General features: G+C 50.1%; 19 protein-coding genes. 7 read left to right on the forward strand and 12 right to left on the reverse strand.

The features are described from left to right. Positions 1 to 81 precede the first annotated feature (81 nt). The gene (locus tag ACZ520_RS05785; protein WP_088565795.1) at positions 82 to 375 is read left to right on the forward strand and encodes a helix-turn-helix transcriptional regulator; all 294 of its coding nucleotides are present in this window, start codon (positions 82 to 84) and stop codon (positions 373 to 375) included. On the opposite strand, the gene ACZ520_RS05790 is transcribed toward ACZ520_RS05785, so the two are convergent. From ACZ520_RS05790 to ACZ520_RS05800, 3 genes are all read right to left on the reverse strand, one after another. Beyond that, positions 338 to 1,621: an Hsp20/alpha crystallin family protein gene (locus ACZ520_RS05790; RefSeq protein WP_464127738.1), complete on the reverse strand. Its 1,284-nt coding sequence runs from the start codon at positions 1,619 to 1,621 to the stop codon at positions 338 to 340. The two genes, ACZ520_RS05785 and ACZ520_RS05790, sit on opposite strands and share 38 nt — an antisense overlap. A gap of 31 nt (positions 1,622 to 1,652) precedes the next feature. Further along, positions 1,653 to 1,970, reverse strand: coding sequence for a hypothetical protein (locus tag ACZ520_RS05795; RefSeq protein WP_464127739.1), 318 nt, complete (start codon positions 1,968 to 1,970; stop codon positions 1,653 to 1,655). A gap of 222 nt (positions 1,971 to 2,192) precedes the next feature. After that, on the reverse strand, positions 2,193 to 2,510 hold the full coding sequence (locus ACZ520_RS05800) for a hypothetical protein (protein ID WP_157678781.1): 318 nt from the start codon (positions 2,508 to 2,510) through the stop codon (positions 2,193 to 2,195). Between the two features lie 161 nt (positions 2,511 to 2,671). Between ACZ520_RS05800 and ACZ520_RS05805 the strand changes: the two genes are divergently transcribed. Next, complete coding sequence (locus ACZ520_RS05805; RefSeq protein WP_416480962.1) at positions 2,672 to 3,535, forward strand: PBECR2 nuclease fold domain-containing protein; 864 nt, start codon at positions 2,672 to 2,674, stop codon at positions 3,533 to 3,535. Between the two features lie 229 nt (positions 3,536 to 3,764). On the opposite strand, the gene ACZ520_RS05810 is transcribed toward ACZ520_RS05805, so the two are convergent. The 3 genes from ACZ520_RS05810 to ACZ520_RS05820 form a co-directional block, all read right to left on the reverse strand. Beyond that, a complete protein-coding gene (locus ACZ520_RS05810) occupies positions 3,765 to 4,514 on the reverse strand; it encodes a hypothetical protein (protein WP_416480963.1) in 750 nt (249 codons plus the stop codon). 191 nt (positions 4,515 to 4,705) lie between these two features. Further along, positions 4,706 to 5,146 carry a hypothetical protein gene (locus ACZ520_RS05815; RefSeq protein WP_464127740.1) on the reverse strand — a complete coding sequence of 147 codons (441 nt, stop codon included), beginning with the start codon at positions 5,144 to 5,146 and terminating at the stop codon, positions 4,706 to 4,708. 145 nt (positions 5,147 to 5,291) lie between these two features. Further along, the gene (locus tag ACZ520_RS05820) at positions 5,292 to 6,749 is read right to left on the reverse strand and encodes a lipase maturation factor family protein (protein ID WP_464127741.1); all 1,458 of its coding nucleotides are present in this window, start codon (positions 6,747 to 6,749) and stop codon (positions 5,292 to 5,294) included. A gap of 112 nt (positions 6,750 to 6,861) precedes the next feature. On the opposite strand from ACZ520_RS05820, the gene ACZ520_RS05825 reads away from it, so the two are divergent. Beyond that, positions 6,862 to 7,137 carry a hypothetical protein gene (locus ACZ520_RS05825; RefSeq protein ID WP_088565789.1) on the forward strand — a complete coding sequence of 92 codons (276 nt, stop codon included), beginning with the start codon at positions 6,862 to 6,864 and terminating at the stop codon, positions 7,135 to 7,137. A 44-nt stretch (positions 7,138 to 7,181) separates the two neighbouring features. Here the strand turns inward: ACZ520_RS05825 and ACZ520_RS05830 are convergent, their stop codons facing one another. The 3 genes from ACZ520_RS05830 to lnt are packed head-to-tail and all read right to left on the reverse strand — an operon-like array spanning position 7,182 to position 11,402. Next, positions 7,182 to 7,475, reverse strand: a complete 294-nt coding sequence (locus ACZ520_RS05830; RefSeq protein ID WP_088565788.1) for a GlsB/YeaQ/YmgE family stress response membrane protein — start codon at positions 7,473 to 7,475, stop codon at positions 7,182 to 7,184. A gap of 8 nt (positions 7,476 to 7,483) precedes the next feature. After that, positions 7,484 to 9,814: an endonuclease MutS2 gene (locus ACZ520_RS05835; RefSeq protein WP_464127742.1), complete on the reverse strand. Its 2,331-nt coding sequence runs from the start codon at positions 9,812 to 9,814 to the stop codon at positions 7,484 to 7,486. Continuing rightward, positions 9,792 to 11,402: an apolipoprotein N-acyltransferase gene (lnt, locus tag ACZ520_RS05840; protein ID WP_464127743.1), complete on the reverse strand. Its 1,611-nt coding sequence runs from the start codon at positions 11,400 to 11,402 to the stop codon at positions 9,792 to 9,794. The genes ACZ520_RS05835 and lnt overlap by 23 nt, the downstream gene beginning before the upstream one ends. A gap of 33 nt (positions 11,403 to 11,435) precedes the next feature. Between lnt and ACZ520_RS05845 the strand changes: the two genes are divergently transcribed. Further along, entirely contained in the window at positions 11,436 to 12,257 is an 822-nt protein-coding gene (locus ACZ520_RS05845) for a hypothetical protein (protein ID WP_464127744.1), read from the forward strand. 51 nt (positions 12,258 to 12,308) lie between these two features. On the opposite strand, the gene ACZ520_RS05850 is transcribed toward ACZ520_RS05845, so the two are convergent. The 3 genes from ACZ520_RS05850 to ACZ520_RS05860 form a co-directional block, all read right to left on the reverse strand. Further along, positions 12,309 to 12,878 carry a hypothetical protein gene (locus ACZ520_RS05850; RefSeq protein WP_464127745.1) on the reverse strand — a complete coding sequence of 190 codons (570 nt, stop codon included), beginning with the start codon at positions 12,876 to 12,878 and terminating at the stop codon, positions 12,309 to 12,311. A gap of 65 nt (positions 12,879 to 12,943) precedes the next feature. After that, the gene (locus tag ACZ520_RS05855; protein WP_464127746.1) at positions 12,944 to 13,516 is read right to left on the reverse strand and encodes a hypothetical protein; all 573 of its coding nucleotides are present in this window, start codon (positions 13,514 to 13,516) and stop codon (positions 12,944 to 12,946) included. A gap of 158 nt (positions 13,517 to 13,674) precedes the next feature. Further along, a complete protein-coding gene (locus ACZ520_RS05860) occupies positions 13,675 to 15,051 on the reverse strand; it encodes a S8 family peptidase (RefSeq protein ID WP_232468637.1) in 1,377 nt (458 codons plus the stop codon). A 171-nt stretch (positions 15,052 to 15,222) separates the two neighbouring features. On the opposite strand from ACZ520_RS05860, the gene ACZ520_RS05865 reads away from it, so the two are divergent. The 3 genes from ACZ520_RS05865 to ACZ520_RS05875 all read left to right on the forward strand — a co-directional run bounded on the left by ACZ520_RS05865 (position 15,223) and on the right by ACZ520_RS05875 (position 16,615). After that, the gene (locus ACZ520_RS05865; RefSeq protein WP_464127747.1) at positions 15,223 to 15,732 is read left to right on the forward strand and encodes a hypothetical protein; all 510 of its coding nucleotides are present in this window, start codon (positions 15,223 to 15,225) and stop codon (positions 15,730 to 15,732) included. Positions 15,733 to 15,884: 152 nt separating this feature from the next. After that, positions 15,885 to 16,184: a hypothetical protein gene (locus ACZ520_RS05870; protein WP_088565780.1), complete on the forward strand. Its 300-nt coding sequence runs from the start codon at positions 15,885 to 15,887 to the stop codon at positions 16,182 to 16,184. Between the two features lie 17 nt (positions 16,185 to 16,201). Then, positions 16,202 to 16,615 carry a glycine-rich domain-containing protein gene (locus ACZ520_RS05875; protein WP_088565779.1) on the forward strand — a complete coding sequence of 138 codons (414 nt, stop codon included), beginning with the start codon at positions 16,202 to 16,204 and terminating at the stop codon, positions 16,613 to 16,615. Positions 16,616 to 16,621: the final 6 nt, after the last annotated feature.

Here is a 16,621-nt window from a genome sequence, read left to right on the forward strand (position 1 = left end):
TCTCCACCCGGGGAAGAATATTTTCTTACTGCGTACTTCTGTATGATGACAGTTTAAACAAATTCCGATTAAATTTCGGATATGAAACAAAATCCTGAAGAATTTCAAGCTTACTTTCAAACTCATTTCGACAAATGGGGACTAACTAAAACTGAATGTGAAGTGGGTAGCCTGATTCTTCTTGGCCTCAGTCTGCGCGAGATCGCGGACAGGCGGGGCACTTCTGAAACGACAACTCGTCAGCAAGCCCTGAGCCTTTACAAAAAAGCCTCAGTGGAGGGACGTCATCAGTTGTCGGCTTATTTCCTGGAAAATCTGCTGGCCGCGCAAACGAGCCTTAAGCCTTTCGCTCAAAGCGGCTCGGAATCCCTTTAGGGATGTGATAGACAACCCAGTCGCCATCGCGCTGGCGGGTCATGCCGTCTGTGATGACGGGTTTGTCGAAAGCAAACTCTTCACGGAATGTCTGGAAATTGGAACTGCTGACGCTTTTTCCGTCTTCCTCAATCTTGTCTTTGAAAGAACGCTGACCGGAAACGGTGGCGCGATCGTTTTGAATCGTCACCTTTACGGAATCCTTTTCATGCTCGGGCACATAGGCACGCAGAATATAGAAATCCGGATTCTCCTTTAGCTGACTGCCGCGGTCTTCAACCTTGTAAAACGGATCGGCTTCTTTGGTGGCGTATTTGCCGGCGGCTTTTACAAAGTCCTTGCGGGTTTCAGCCAGTTCACGCACATAGCGTTTCTTCTGAATGTTCAAAGATTCGCGGTTGGCATCCTCGGTTTTCATGTAAGTGCTTTGGAAACGGTCATGCTGGTTGTCCAGCTGGTTTTCATAAGCCACTTTCTGATCCTGCAGGCGGGAAGAGTACTGTTTGTTCAGATTCTGTTCGCGGGATTCCCACTGCGTCTGCTGCTGGTCATAGCGTTTTGCAAAATCACTGTCCTGACGAGCCAGTTGTTTTTGCTGCTTTTCATTTTCCTGAACCAGAACTTTTTCGCCGCGTTCGCGCAATTCGCCATATTCTTTTTCATTGCGTGCACGCACGCGCTCCTGCACGTTGCGGCCGCGCTCAACTTCGCTTTTCAGGCTGGCATCGTTTTGCGTGCGTTGCTGTTCCAGGCGTCGATCGCTGAACTCATTCAGTTGGGACATGTCCTTGTTGTATTTTTCTTTGGCGCCCTTGATGTCATCGGCACTTTTGGTGCGCACGTATTCCACTCGTTCGGCGGCGTCTTTTTCAATGCTGGCCACTTTTTCGCGGGAATCTGTCTGGGCCTGCGCAATCTGTTCAGCGCGTTTTTGACGGGTGGTGGTCAGCTTTTCGTCATAGCCTTTGGCAATAGCCTGGGTGCGGGAATTGTATTTCTCAGTCAGACGCTGACGGTCCTCATGAGCTTCCGAGGCGGCCTGTTGCTGGCTTTTGCGGATGTGATTGATGGCGGCTTCATTCTGTTCCTGAAGTCCGGTCTTCTTATCGTTGTAATAGTCCTTGAGATCAGAAAGTTGTGCTTCATTCTCTTTCACGAGCTGCTTTTTTTTGCGCGCGTGATCGGCTTGAAGTTCACTCAAATCCGCTTGCTGGGCTTTTCTCGTGGAATTGTCAATTGACGACATGAAACCAGTGTATCAAATCGACACACAGGTTTTAAGGTGCCGGGGTGGGCTCGGCAGGAATCTGGCCTTTCGGGTTGGGGCAGTGAGGTTGGAAATCACTGGTGCGCCCATAACAGCGCCAGGTATCAATGTAGGTAACCTCTTCATCGGCGGCGACGGGATAGTAATAGCGGTACTGAACGTGATCCAACGTGCTCTCAACTAGACGGAAGTCTTGCGTCTCGGGTTGTTGTGCCTGGGGGGCGGCGGTCTTTTTTGTGATCTTCAAAAGAAAGACCCGGTACTCGGCCTGTGCAAAGGCCGGCAGCAGAACAAATAAGAAAGCCGATAAGAAGATCCGATATTTCACAGTTCTTCCTATCGGCTTTGCGGTGGGAATCTTGAAAGACACCAAATCCGACCTCTTCAGAATAACATTCTGTCGGCACATCGCATTAAATAAGCGCGGTGATGTCGAATTAATACTCTAAGCTTTAGACGAAATATCGAAGATCCCAAATTGGCTGAAGCAAGTCGGGGAAAGTGTGCAAACTTTAAACGAAAAAACGGGAATTATTAGTTCCCGTTTTCTTTAGTGTGCGTGTTCGTGATTGGCGCGGACCGTGTTTTCCACGATGTGGAAGTAGGCCCTGACCAGCATCTGGTAGGAATCCTGATCCAGTGCCTGCAAGTACGCCATTTTTTCAAAGTAGGTCTTTTTCGCGATCAGTTCTGTCATGACATCCTGGACCTTCTTCATCTTATCGAAGCTGTAGAAGTCCTTATCGTCTGCCACTTCCTTAAGGACCGTGGCGATCGACTTGTTGTCAAAAAGAACATGAACACCCATGGCGGAATGAGACAGCAAAGCTTCCATTCGTTCCAGACTTGTTTCTTCTAAGTTGACCAAGAGCGCCTCCTGCTGACGTCTTAAGTTGAATGGTGAGGAATATTGTCCACACTTGCAAGACCAAAAATGCGTCTATGACAGGGGCCGTCGAGAGTGTCTTTTTTCTAGTTGTTGGCTGAAGGGATTGTCTCAATAATAAAAAGGTGAAGGATACGAAACGAATGGCGAAAACAAAGACCCGCGCAAAGAAGAAACCAAGCACCTCCTCCGAAAAAGAACTCATTCTGGTTGATGAGGCGGCTGGACTTATTTTTGAGAATGAAAAAGACCTTTTTGGCTATTTCCAAAGCGCCATCGATAAGCTGGAGGAAGAGTATATCGCTCTGCGTTCGGCTGAGGATTTCACTGACGAAGAGCAAATTGAACGCGAGCATTATTTGGAGTCCACATTGGACGAACCAGATGAAGTCTGGATGGATGACAAAACCTTCGAAGAATTTGCCATCTATCACTTCATTAAAAGTTTCGAAGAAGGCAATGAAGCCTTCAAATACGTCGCGGTCGCGTACGTGTCCAGTGAAGACGAGTACCCTTCATTCGTGTTCATCCATTTCCCCTCCAAAGACAGTCGCGTGTGGCAGAACTATCAGCGCGGTGAAATGGTCTATGATAAGACCTTTGAAGAAGTATCCGCAGGCTCGGTGGAAGGTGATGCCATGGGCGAAGGGGATCCTTTGGCCATGGGTCTTTATCAGGCGATGCTGAAAGTGCGTGGGGAAAAGGACATTCCACAGGAAAAGTTCAAAGACTACGCCGACCTTCGTGAAGAAACTATCGAAAGTGCCGATGAAATCTGGCGCAAAAACGATTTGGACGGAAACATCCTGGTCAGCTTCATCCGCGAATTCCCGGATCACGAAACCACCAAGGATCTGATCTATATCGCGGTCACTCAGGAAGACGAAGACTCCAACGTTCATTCGTTGCTGTTCTCGTTCCCAACGACCGACAAGACGCTGGCAGATCGCTACCGACAAGGCGAAAACTTACAGGCCGAAGAAGTCAGCCAGGAATCCGCCCACTGACGGTCGGTGAAAAAGGCCCATCTGACTGCGTTGTCGGCGGGGCTTCTCGCTTCGACGTGCAGGAGCACGCCTGCGCTGCGAGGACCCACCTCCGCCTTGCATCTGGGCCGTTTTGAACGGCCGTGGTCGCAAAAGGTACCTGCTTACTTTTGCATAAACACCGCGTAAAAATGAAAAAAGCCACTCTGGGGGAAGAGTGGCTTTTTTGCGTTTGGGGGTTGGGACTTATTTAGAAGCAGTAGTTGTTCGCCATGGACTGGAACTGGGAAGTTGTGAACTGACCAGACTTGCCATAGAACGGGTGCAGCTTCTGCAGAACACCGGCGCGGGTAGAGCCGCCGTCGTTAGCATAGTCCGCAGGGTTTGCAGAGAACAGTGGCAACAGACCGTCAACAGAGTTGATGGTTTTGTTGGTGGATGCATCGTAGTTGGAGATCTTCAAAGCATCGTATTCACCATTTGGATCTTTCAGATCAACCAGGATGTTTACGTTGTTGAAGAAAGTCTGTGGGTCTGTGTAACCCATGCCGGAAGCAACAGTCACAACATCAGACCATTTCAAAGTTGTTTTCCAGCCAGTCAGGTATTGACCGTTTGCCGGGTTCATCAAAGCGAAGTTCAAAGCGGAAGTGTCCAGGTTGGTGTAACCGGATGGGTTTGCCAGCCATTTCCACAAAGAGATGTAAGAGTTGCCGGATTTGAAAGTCGCTGGAAGTGAAGTCAGGCGCAGGTAAACGTATTCCATGCGAACATAGTTGCTGGAATCAACGAAGACCTTCATTTTACCGGTGATCTCGTTGCCGGAAGCCTGATTGCAATAAGCCAGAGCTTTAGAAGAAGCAGAACCAATGTCTGTGACTGGTGTGCGGCTGGAAGAATCCGTAGAGCCTGCTACCTGCTGGCTGGATCCGCAAGCTGTCAACATGGACAGTGCACCGAGTGTCAGAAGAGTTGTGAAGATTTGTTTCGCATTTTTCATAAAGCCCCCTAATGCCAATCTATAAAGCAACAGCGGTGCCATAGGTCAGACTGAGACAAAATAAAAAACCACCTGATTTCAGGTGGTTGCAAATTCCATCATTCTCAGGGTGATACGTTCCCAGAGTGAAACGTCAAACTTCTAAGAGGGTGCCGCGCAAGGCGTGTCACTTTGCGCGCAGGTTTCTCATTCTAGTGCAGTGTTACGGTGATGTGGCCGGAGATACTTAAACCCTCAATCGTCATAGAACCCATGGAAGGTCCGTTGCCCGCTCGAATGGCTCCGATGTGAATGCGATCAAAGTAAGACGGAAGCTGAGTGGTCGAAATGGTTTTGCCATCCTTGATCACCGTCATCTGCAATGAGCCATATCTTTCACCCACAACTGTGATGTTTTCCAGAGTGATACCGAAAGCTTTGCTGACAGCCTGAAGGTGGTTCATGACTTCAACCCCGGTCATGGGTTGACCGGAAACCCGTCTTACTTCGAACATAAAGAGCAGGCTGCTGGCCAAATCGGCCGAGCCGTAGACGTTCGACATCTCGTCGTCTGTCAGAGGTTGAAGTTTGGCGTGGGAAGGGACAGTGCCAAGCAGAAGACCAGCGATCAGAAGGAACAAGAGGGCTTTCATAAAAACTCCTTGATTGTGAATGGAGAAGTTCTAATGAAAGAATGCAAAAAATAAAAGAGCGCCAGTTTCGTCACCGGCGCGTTTAAGTCTGAAATCTCATTGTTTGTTTATGGTGGATTACACTTAAGACAGGCTGAAAAATCTTCTAAGCAGGTTCGCCGTTCCCGTCGTCTCTGCCGAACACGGGGCCGTAAGAACCTGAATGAACACGTTCCCACCACTGGCCGTTTTGGCGCAGATCCTTGAAGTCACTGAAGCGGTATTCGTAGCGTTCAAAACGCAGGAATCTTGGCGAGGTTCCTTTGAACGGATCCTTGCTGAACAGGGTCATCACGTCGGGGGATTGTTCAAATACGCGGGTTGCGAGGTTTTGCAGCCACATGTTTTCGTTGAAGTTCTCTAGAGCCGCAAACCACATCTGCCAGTCCATGCGCGGCTGGTGGGGAGCACACACCGGAGGAGCTTTCTTCAGGCTGCCAGGCTTAAATTGGAACTCATAATCTTCCCAGTTCAATCCGTCGTTGCTTCCCTGTAAAACCACTTCCGGGCGGGTCTTCGTCATCACCGCAAACAGCCCATAGGGATTATTGATGCGGAACGGATAGAAGAAGCGCATGTACGGCAACATGAAATTTAATTTCGTGCTGTTTTCAGAAAGCGTTTTCAGAATCCAAAACAGGGACGACGGAACCAGAATCAATGCCGGAATCAGCATCACCGCAGTAGGCAGAGTGGTGGCTTCCACCCAGTTGATTTTGAAACCCCACGCCGAATCCGGCAGCACGGCCAGGCAAAGTCCGATGGTCAGCAGATTAAAGAAGCCATAGTTGCCAGTCAGGATGATCAGGAACTGCAAAGTCAAAAGCAGCGCCACGGCAACGACCTGGGTTTTTCCGGGAACCAGCATCAGGAACGGACACACCAGTTCAATAAAGAACATGATCACGGTGCTCATTTTCTGGAACCAGCGGGGCATCTTGTGCGCGAAGTAAGCCATCGGCGTGGGCAGCGGCTGTGTCCAGTAGTGATAAGTCAGGGCCGTCAGGTCCTTCCAACTGCCATCTTTGTGCGTAAGTTTTACGATGCCGGATAAGAACATCAGTTTGAACAACAGGAAAATCACCAGCCCCAGCATGATCGGATGCAGGTTGTGCGCCGCCAGTGGAATCCACTCCCACTGCCAAGGGGCGAAGAACAATCCCAAAAAGCCCAGCTCAAGAAGCAAGCTGTCCCACTGATAACTTAAAAAGATCTGCCCGCAACTGACAAAAGAAAGGTAGCAGATGAAACACGTCAAAAACATAAAGCTCTGAGAAAACCCCAGAAATGCCAGAGAAGAAGCGGTCATGCCGATAAAGCAGAAAAGTTTCAAAGTTAAATCGCCGGAAGAAAACCAGAACAGACTGGGAACGTGATAGAAGCGCTCCGCTTTAAGCTCTTTATCCAGAAGATTCAGCAGATGATCAATCGACAAGATGCCTTGAGATCCATAAAGACCCAATACCTGTGGCAACAAAGACAAAAAGGCGACAAAGTAAGATAGCGCCAGTGTCTTTGAAATGATCCAGCTTGCGATGTTGTAGTCTTCAATTAACATATTCATTCTTTCTGTCGCTGATTTCCGGCACGCTTATCTGAAATCAATAGCAAGTCCAAGGTGCTTCCTTTTAGCCTGATCCCGGGTCGCATACATCAATCATAACCCAGGAGAATATATGAAAGCATTCGTTCTATCTCTCTTTGCAGTGGTGGCCTTGTCAAGTGCCACGTCTTTTGCTGCTGAGGAAGTGGTCAATCTTCAGGAAATTCAAGAAAACTTCGTAGTGGAACCTGTTTTTGAGGCCAATCGCCTTAGTTGTCCTTCCGACATGATGCCCATTGCGAAGTATTGCTGGAACACGGGACGCGGGTGTTTCGTGAAATGCGGAGTGGTCTGTCATCCGAAGCGTGAAACTCCGCCACCTGTTCCGGAGCCTAACTTTGTTGAATAAATAAAAAAAGCGCGCCTTTTAAGGGGCGCGCTTTTGAGTTCGCTCTAGGATCTTGTGACCACCCGGTTCACCAGAACCAGAATCACCGCGCCACCAATACCGATGGCAATGCCCTCCCAACTGAAGGCGTTGTACTTGGGCCAGTGAAACACCCGGGGCGTCAGGAAGTTTCCAATGAAAGATCCCGCAAGGCCCAAAAGAATCGTTCGAATCCATCCCATGTTTTCGCTGCCGGGGATGATGATTTTCGCAACCACGCCCACGCCCAGTCCCAGCAGGGACCAAAGCACAAACTGATTAAACCAAGGATGATTCAAAACCATATTCACGTACGTCATAAAGTTCCTTATGCTTCGCCGATCTCAACCCATGTAATGCCATCGCCGCCACCTTCCGGTGATCCGGCTTTCCATTTTTTCACGTAAATGGAGCGGGACAGGTAGGTGCGCACGGCTTTTTTCAAAGCTTCCGTGCCATGGCCGTGGATGACCTTAATACGATCTTCGCGGGCTTGGGCGGCTTTGTCCAATGCCAATTCCAGTTCCTGCAAGGCATCTTCGACCGTGCGGCCGCGCAGATCCAAAGTGCGATCATCATCAGCCAAAGCCACGGTGATGTTGGAGCTTTGACGGACCAGTTGGGACGTCGGATTGGACGGTTTCCCCGCAGGTTTCAAAATAGTCCATGGCAGTTGCAGGCGCACAGAGCCTGACAAAATCATGACTTCACCCTTGGAGTTTGGCGTGCTCTGGATGATGCCATCCTGATTCAAGGTCGGAACATACACCTTGGATCCCGGTGGGTACTTCTTACCAAACTCTTCGGCGGTTTCCGGTGCTCCCGGCTGCGTGATCGGTTTGGCTTTCACGATTTCTGGCAGCTTGTATTTGATTTCCTGCAAAGCGGTGTGACGTTTGAAAGTCTCGTCGGCTTTGGCGTGGGCAATGGCTTCTTCCACTTTGCGCTCGGCTTTTTTCAGCGTGCGCTGCAACCATTCGTCCTTGTCCTTGTTGAACTGCTCAAGCATACCTTCATACTTGCGCTTCATCTCGGTGGCTTTCTTGGTTTCTTTTTTCAGGTGTTCCTGCAAAAGATTGATATCCGCCTTCAGTTGCTCGATCTGCTCAAGACCTTCCAGGCGGGCGCGTGTGGCCGGAGCCAGCACATCCAAAGCGCGCTGAACGATATTTTGCGCAACGCCCACGCGTTTCGCTGTTTGAATCGCCATGGAATCCCCGGGAATACCCGCCAGGAACTGATAAGTCGGGCGGCCGGTTTTCGGGTCGTACTCCAGGCTTCCGTTATAGACGCGGCTTTGTTCGTCCCAGCCTGATTTCAACGGGCCCAAGTGGGACGTGATCACGGCAAAGACGTCGTTGTTCGAGAATTCTTCGATAAAGGCACGGCCCAAAGCGCTGCCTTCTTCCGGATCGGTGGATCCGCAGATCTCATCAATCAGAATCAGGTTGTCGCGGCCTTTGACGGATGCGGCTTTGCCTAGAATTTTCAAATGGGCGGCAAAAGTGGAAAGTTCTTCATCCACACTTTGTGCATCTCCAATGCCGATCAGGACATTCTTAAAGAACGGCAGCTTGGAAGTTTCGCTGGCACAGATCGGCAGACCACAGCGGGCCATTTGCGCCGCCAGGCCGATGGATTTCAAAAGCACGGTTTTACCACCGGCATTGGGACCACTTAAAAGCAAAATACTTTTGTGGCCTTCCAGCAGCACGGTGTTGGCGACGACTTTTTTTCCGGACAGTTGCAGCAACGGATGGCGAACCTCGATCAGCTCCATGCTGTCATCAGAAAACTCAATCGGGTGGGCCTCCACCTGATTGGCAAACTGGGCTTGGGCAAAACGCACGTCGGCGTCTTTCATCAGCACTTGCGAGCTTTCAATGTCCAAAGACTTGGAAGACAGATAACGGGAAAGCTCGGTCAGAAGTCTTTCGATCTCGTCTTCAATTTCCACCTCGATCTGGCGCAGGCGGTTGTTGGACGGGATCACTTTTTCAGGTTCAATGAACACGGTCTGTTTGGTCTGGGAAGATCCGTGAATCACACCTGGCAAGTGGTGTTGCATGCCGCTTCGAACCGGCAAGACCCAGCGACCGTCACGGGTGGTGACGTACTTGTCTTGAAGGACATTTTCCATCTGATGATCTTTTACCAGACGATCCAGGGTGCTTTGCACTTCACGCGCCAGACGCTCTTTTTCGCGGAAAAGTCGGAACAGGGTTTCGCTGGCGTCCGATCTGATGTCCCCGCTGGGAGTCAGGATCTGGTCAATCGCAGAGACGGGTTCCTCGGCCTTCATCAGGCTTTGGTGAATGCGCTGGGCCCAGTCGTTTTGCACCGGATGCAGGGCTTCTTTCAACGCCAAAGCTTCCAGACAGAAGCTTCTGACATCTTTCATTTCCAAAGTTTTCAGAACCGCATTTTTTTTCAGGCGCGGAATCCAGGTCGAATAAAGATCCAGGCTGGTCATGAACGGGCGGACGCCTTGGTTTAAGACTTCCGTGGCGTTGTTGATTTCCTGAAAGCTTGCGTGCGCCTCTTGCGGAGTTTTCAACGGCTCCGTTTGCATAATGGCTTCACGACCCATGTCACTGGTGGCGTGGGATTTGATTTTTTCTAGAATTTCTATCCAGTCAAGAACGACGAGATCTTGCATTGAGGGCTCCTCGGCCAATCACTGCTCCCAGCACAAGTATAATAACAATCCAGTCCCAATGACCCCATTGGACAAAGAAAGTAAGGGGAGCGTTTTTAAGATACTTTATCACGAACTGTCCGCTCCATTCTTCATGGAGTGGCGATTTTTGTAGAACGTCACCGTTTGCCAAAACAGCGGTGCTGACGCCAGTGTTGGTTGAACGCACCAGCGGACGGCGCACTTCAATGGCCCGGGCCAGAGTCATGTACAGGTGCTGTTGCGGCTCAAAGGTTTTTCCAAACCAAGAGTCATTGGTCACGTTCACCAGAATATCTGCGCCTTTTTCGGCAAGCCCCCGGGTGAAGGACGGGTAAAGACCTTCATAGCAGATCTGACCGCCCCATTTGATGACTCCTTGCGGGGTTTCCCACTTCATCACTTCCGGTCCATGGCCGCGGCCGAAGTTTGAAACAAACGGCAAAAGCTTCAGCAGGAACGGGAACTGCTCACTCAGAGGCAGGTACTCACCAAACGCCAGAAGCTCCGTCTTGCGGTAAGGTTTGTCCAGGTTGTTACCCAACTGATCTACCAGGAAAAGCGCGTTGTAAGTGGACGTGTCCTGCTTTTCGTCGGCCTTGGGGTCTTTGGAATAAGCCCCGGTGATCAGCGGGCGGCCCAGGGGTTGAAGACCGGAAATCAGGATCTGGGTGTGTTTGCGGTCCAAAAGATGCTGATCCAGATAATCCGGGAAGGCCGTTTCGGGCCAGATTAAGATGTCGGTCTGCGGATACTTTTGCATAGCAGCAAAAGACAGATCCAGGAACTTGCGGGTGATGACTTCCTGATAAGCGCGGCCCTGTTCGGCGTAGATCTTTTCCAGATTGCCGATATTGGCCTGAACCACGGTGGCCTTGGTTTCGCCGTCAAACCTGTTCCAGGTTTTCCCATGCCAGAAGCCCCAGCCCACCAAAGCAGCAAAAGTCAGCGCCAGCAATGACAGGTGACTTAAGGCTTTTTTGACAAAGCTTTGTTTCAGCCACACGTAACCCATCCAGGCGTTGAAAAGCAATACCACCGTGGAAAGCCCGTGGAAACCGACCAGATCCGCCAGATGATACATCGGAATTTTCGACCAGATCAGAGTGTAACCCAAGTGCCATTCAAAGATGACCGGCCAGGTTCTCTCCAAAAGCGCGTGCAAAAGAGCGATCGTAAACAGTGTCTGTCCGCCGGAAAGCTTGAATCTGAGGCGCAGCCAGGTTGCTGCCGCCACGGCCACCGGGATATAGAGATGCATAAACGCACAAAAAAGCAGCAGCGCCAAATAGGACACGGCCCACGGAAGCTGACCGAATTCATGTGCGGTGTAGGCGATCCAGTGAAAACCAATCAAGGTCAGAATGAACTGCGTGACCCATCCGGCCCAGAAAGATTTCTTCACCGACGAGGATTCTTCCGTCACGTAAATCCACAGCGGCGTGTAGCAGAAGATCAGCGCCCAAGGTGGAAACGGAATGTAACTTGTGCCGACGAGAATTCCGGAGAGAATCGCCCAACGAAAATCGTAGGCTTTATGCTTGAAAAATTGAAACCATCTCTTCATCATGGTATTAGTAACATAAAGAGTGAGTGAGTCCACGTGAAATTGAAGATCAGATGCCCATCATGCGCGAAATTGTACGAGGTTGAAAGTGACGACATCCAGACGGAGTCGCCGCTGTTTCAGTGCATTTCCTGCGAGGGCCGATTCAGTTTCGAATATCCTCCTCAAGATCCGGCGAATGTGATCTGTTTTGCAGTTTCTCTTGAAGCTGAAGAGGCGTCACTTGCCGAATCCGCTCCTGAGATGGAGAAAAGTGAGCTTGTTCTTGCTGCTAAGCGACAAGAGGATCATGCGATTGAGCCGGGCGCTCAGGAAATGAAATCCTGCCCGAAGTGCGGGGCTTTGAACGGTCGCCGTGCGAAAGAGTGTTACTCTTGCCACGTGATCTTTGAAAAGTTGGAAGGTCTGCCAAAGGATCCTTCTTTGAAAGCGCAGCCAAGCCTTGTGCGTAAGTGGAAGAACCTGGTTGAAAACTTTGACAACGAAGATCTGCATGACGAGTTTATCCGTTCTTGCCATGAACTGGATGCTTTGCGCTTTGCTATCTTGAAGTATGAAGACCTTAAAACCGCTCAAGGTGGCGATCCACAGTGTGATCAGATGATCGCACGTATCAACTCTTTGATGATGGTGGGACTGAGCCAAAAACCTACGGCGAAAGATCCGACGGTGAAGCCAAAATGGAACAAGTACATGTACTGGGGTCCGTTTGGTCTGAGTGCGCTGTTGATTTTGTTGGGTATGATCAACCTGGGGCACCGTAATCTGATCGGTGTGGGTGTGGCGCTAGCGTGTATGGCGGCCGGCCTGATAGTCATGATCAAAGGCAAAATCTCTGCCTCCGATTTCCTGGATTAAAAAACAAAAGGCTCCCATCGGGAGCCTTTTTAGTTTTTTTGTATCAATTAATTAAAGACAGTAGTTGTTTTCGTTGAAGTAGCGGCGGCAAAGTGATGTTCCGTTTTGGCAGTCCGATGGCGTGTTGGATGTGTAGGATCCTGTGCGGGAGCAGTTTTTGGTGCCGCCATCTTTGATCTCAGCCACGAATTCGCCAGAGGCTGTGACTTTGCCGTTGGATGTGATTTTGTATCTGACAGTGTTGATACCTGGATCCAGAAGCGGGCGTTGCAGCAAGGTGGCGATCCACAGGTTGATGGATTTCTTGCTTTGGCCTTTGGCGCTGTCGTAATCAACAGTTTTGGTTCTTTGCGATCCGTCCTGGTGCAGGGCGGTCAGCGTGACCGAGTCACCCTTAACACCCTTCGGGCCGACGAAATAGTCGTACTCGCCCGCAGTCAGAATTTCTTCGCGGCAGATGAACGAGCCGTGGGATGGACCGCCTGGGTTGTTCCCGAAGCAGTGGACGACGATTCTTCCTTGAGCAAGAACAGCCGTTTTTTGATTTCCGTTTTTGAAGCCGACTTCGGCGTGGGCAGACAGGCCTAGCAAGAAAATGAATACTGAAATTACCGATTTCATAAAGTTCCCCCTGTGCAATCAAGTCTGGCACGATCCAGACTTGAATTGCAACACAGGAGCGACTTTTACGGCACAGGGCACAGATTGTCTTTTTGGCAGTGGATGATTCTGTCGCGCAACTGGGTCATTTCATCCAAGTTGTGCTCAAGCTCGACATCAAAGCCCACAGCTTTTCCGCCTTTTTGCGATACCGAGATGAACTCACGCACATACTGGAATTTGTCATAAGCGTACTTTTCCCCGGTGGAGGTGTTGATGAACTCCAAAGGAGCGCCCGAACCCAGGTGGGTCAGGAAGCGTTTGCGCTGTTGTTTGGCTTTGGTCAGACCGTTTTTCAGGTTGCTGTAACACTTTACTTCGCCCACCATCGCAACTTTCTGAGTGTTGTGATCCATCAAAACCATGTCCAGTTCACCCACGGTGCGACCTTTCAGGTTGTAGGCAATGCCCACGATCACTTCATATTGGGGAGCAGGGTATTTTTCAGAAAACTCAGCGCGGGCGACCTCTTCGCACACTGCACCTGGATCACGATAATGACGGGCCTGATTGCGGATTTTCTCGAAAGTCTCATCCATACCTGCAAATGCAGACGCCGATGAAAGCAACAACAACAGAACGACAATAAACTTATTCATGGAATGCCCCCGAATGGGGGCAAGTGTGCCACAGGGTGGGGCTGATTCCCAGTGGTGGATGGGGCCTGGGAAAAACCGATAGGCCTGTCCAGATTGTTGACAGTGAAAGACATAAAAAAAGAGCCTCGTGGGCTCCTTTTTAGGCGGGAAGGGGGATATTAGAACCCTTCGTTTTCCTGTTTTGTACCGAGTTTGCTTGGGCGAACTTTGGTGCCCATGGCATCGATCAGAGACCGGCCAAAGTGGCTCATCTCTTTGGCGGTGGCATCAACGCCGTCTTCGGCGGCGCGGGAATTTTTGTCATTAGGATCCCCACTGAAGCTTTTCATATTGGCCGTGTTCACCGCGATCACACCCGTGGCGCCCACGCCCTGATCCAGGATGGTCAGTGCTTTATACAGATTCAACTGACGGGATGTGCGGGTTTTGGAAGCCAGTTGTGACTGGGCATCCCCCGTAGCCAAGATGTATTTTTTCACGTCACTGGCAGAGAAAGACTGTTTGTGTGCCATCACCAAAGCAGCTGCACCTGTCACAAATGCGGTGGCTTGCGAGGTGCCCGTCATGTAACCGTAAGAGTTCCCCGGAAGGCAGGACAGAATGTTCTGGCCCGGAGCTGCGATATCCACAGTCTCGACACCATAATTGGACGATGCCAATACTTGCGTGCTTGGATCGATCGCCGTGACTGAGATGATGTTGCTCAGCTTATAATCGGCCGGATAGTAGTGATGTTGATCCGAGTTGGATCTTTCATTACCCGCCGCCGCGACAAAAAGGATGCCCTTTTTCTCGGCTTCGGCGATGGCATCATGCTCTTCTTGTGAAAACTCAGTACCACCACCTGAATAGTTGATGATGTGTGCGCCCATCTTCACTGCATAGCGGATGGAAGCCACGGTGTTTTTCAAGTTATCCGTGCCCGGAACTTTCGGGTCATAGTACTTTAGAATCATCAGGCTGACTTCCGGGGCGATCCCGGTGATGCCTTTGCCGTTTCCGGCCTCTGCGCCGATGATGCCGGCGATATGCGTGCCGTGTCCGTGATTGTCATCCAGTTTTGGATTGTTGGAAACAAAGTTCCAGCCATAGACGTCATCCACAAAACCATTGCCGTCATCGTCAATGCCATTGGTGGCTTTGTCGCGGCCCATGGCATCTTTGCCGGTTTCACCCGGGTTGCGCCAAAGGTTGCCCGCCAAGTCTTCGTGTTTGATGTCGATGCCGGTGTCGATCACGGCAATCACGATGTCACGACTGCCCTTGGTGACGGACCACGCTCGAGCCGCATCGGATTTTTTCAGTCCCCAGGCCTGACTGATGGCGGGGTCGTTGAAAAGCGCACTCGGTTCATCAATGACTTTGTCCGTCTGAGAGGTGATGAATGATTTTTCCAGAGCACGTGTGCTGTCTTTTTTAGAGCTTTGAGAACGGGAAGGGGAATGTTCTTCTGTGGAATACAGGTATAGACCCAGTCCACCAAAAAACACCAAACCGGTACAGCCAGCTGCAACAATCATCTTGCGAGAAAACATGAAGTATTCCCCTTTCTCCACAAACACTTATCGGAATTTAAAGGGCCAGCATAAGCACGAAAGGGTTTGATCTCATCTTGAGACGGTCGGGCCAGTGTGGGCATACATTATATAGATATTGCCGGAATGGTTTAAACTAAAGCCTGGAGGCCCCTAACCGAAGAGAAGAACATGAAAAAGTTTAGAATGTTTCTGACCTTCAGCGCTTTGTTCCTGATCTCGTGCAATCAGACTGTGGGATCAGGTGAGCTGGATTTAGGAAGCTTGAGCGAAGACGCCACCTTCCACAATCAAACCGAAACCGGAACTTCCTCCGGCAGCGAATTTCATTACGTTAAAATGGACCTGAAAGCCAACGGGGACTTCGAGCAAACCGAAGCTTTGTTTGACCAGACGGGGTCAGGAACCAGTTGCCTTCTTAAAGGTACTTGGGCCGTTGAGCCGGGCACCGAGGATTCGGAAGTTGGCAACGAGCTTGTCGTGACGGTGACAGAGCTGAATGGCGGCGCTGTGGCGCTTGAAAAGCGTTACGACCTGCGTGAGCTGAGCTATCAGAGCCTGAAATACAAATGGAACGAAAATTCGGACCTGTTGGATCTGACCAACACCTTGTATGCAGACTATCCCGAATACACAGCCGCCCAAGCCGGTCTTGTCGCGGACACCTTCTGCAACCGCTAAAGCTTTCGAATTCTTATCCCCAGTCTCGGATCTTGGACCACGGCTGGGGGATTCTTTTAAGAATGCCTCCTCAGATTGCATATATTTGATCTTATGGCGGCACTTCGTTCGCATTACATCTCTGCATCCGATTAACGGAAAAGGAGACAAAAATGAAAGTTCAGAATTTTAACAAAGTATTGGTTATGGCTATCGTAGTGGCAGCTGCGCCATTCGCACAAGCGAGCTCTCTCACTGGTTCCGAGCTCAATTCTGTCAGAGGCGTTCTTCGCGCCATGAATATCGATGAATCGCAGTTGTCCAATGAGGAGATTGAAGCGCTTCGTCAGCGGGGGAGTGAAATCCGCTCTTATGAAAAGTCCAAAGCCGATCTGTTAGAAGATGCTAAAGATGGTTCAATTTATAGAACCTGTGGCGCGGGATCTCATGGTGGAAGCGGCGACCCTGTTTAATTTGATTGAGGAATATCATGAAAAGTATCATCGCTAAGCATGTAAATGGAAAAGAGTTCTCAAGCTTGAAATCTCCTGTGCTGCTGGAGATGATCTTTGATGATTTGATTCTGCTACTACGTTTTATTCATGAAGCTGAAAAGAGCGGGTCTTTAAGTGGCCCGTTCTTTTTCACAAATCAGATCGATTACCTTGATAAAACTTGGCATCACTTTATCCTGCATACGAAGTTTTACAGTGATTTTTGTGACCGAGAGTTTGGTGAGTACCTGCACCATTCCCCTGAGACTGTTTGTGATAACGAAGGGGAGGTAGATGGTCAGATGGTTGCAATAGCTCTTGAGCAGCAAATGAATTTGTTAGAGTCTAAAATGGGTGTTGATTTTGTGAATAGGATATTCTTTCTTTATCCAGAACTGCTCGGTGTTTAGGAGATC

It is taken from the genome of Bdellovibrio sp. BIS2 (genome assembly GCF_055398295.1).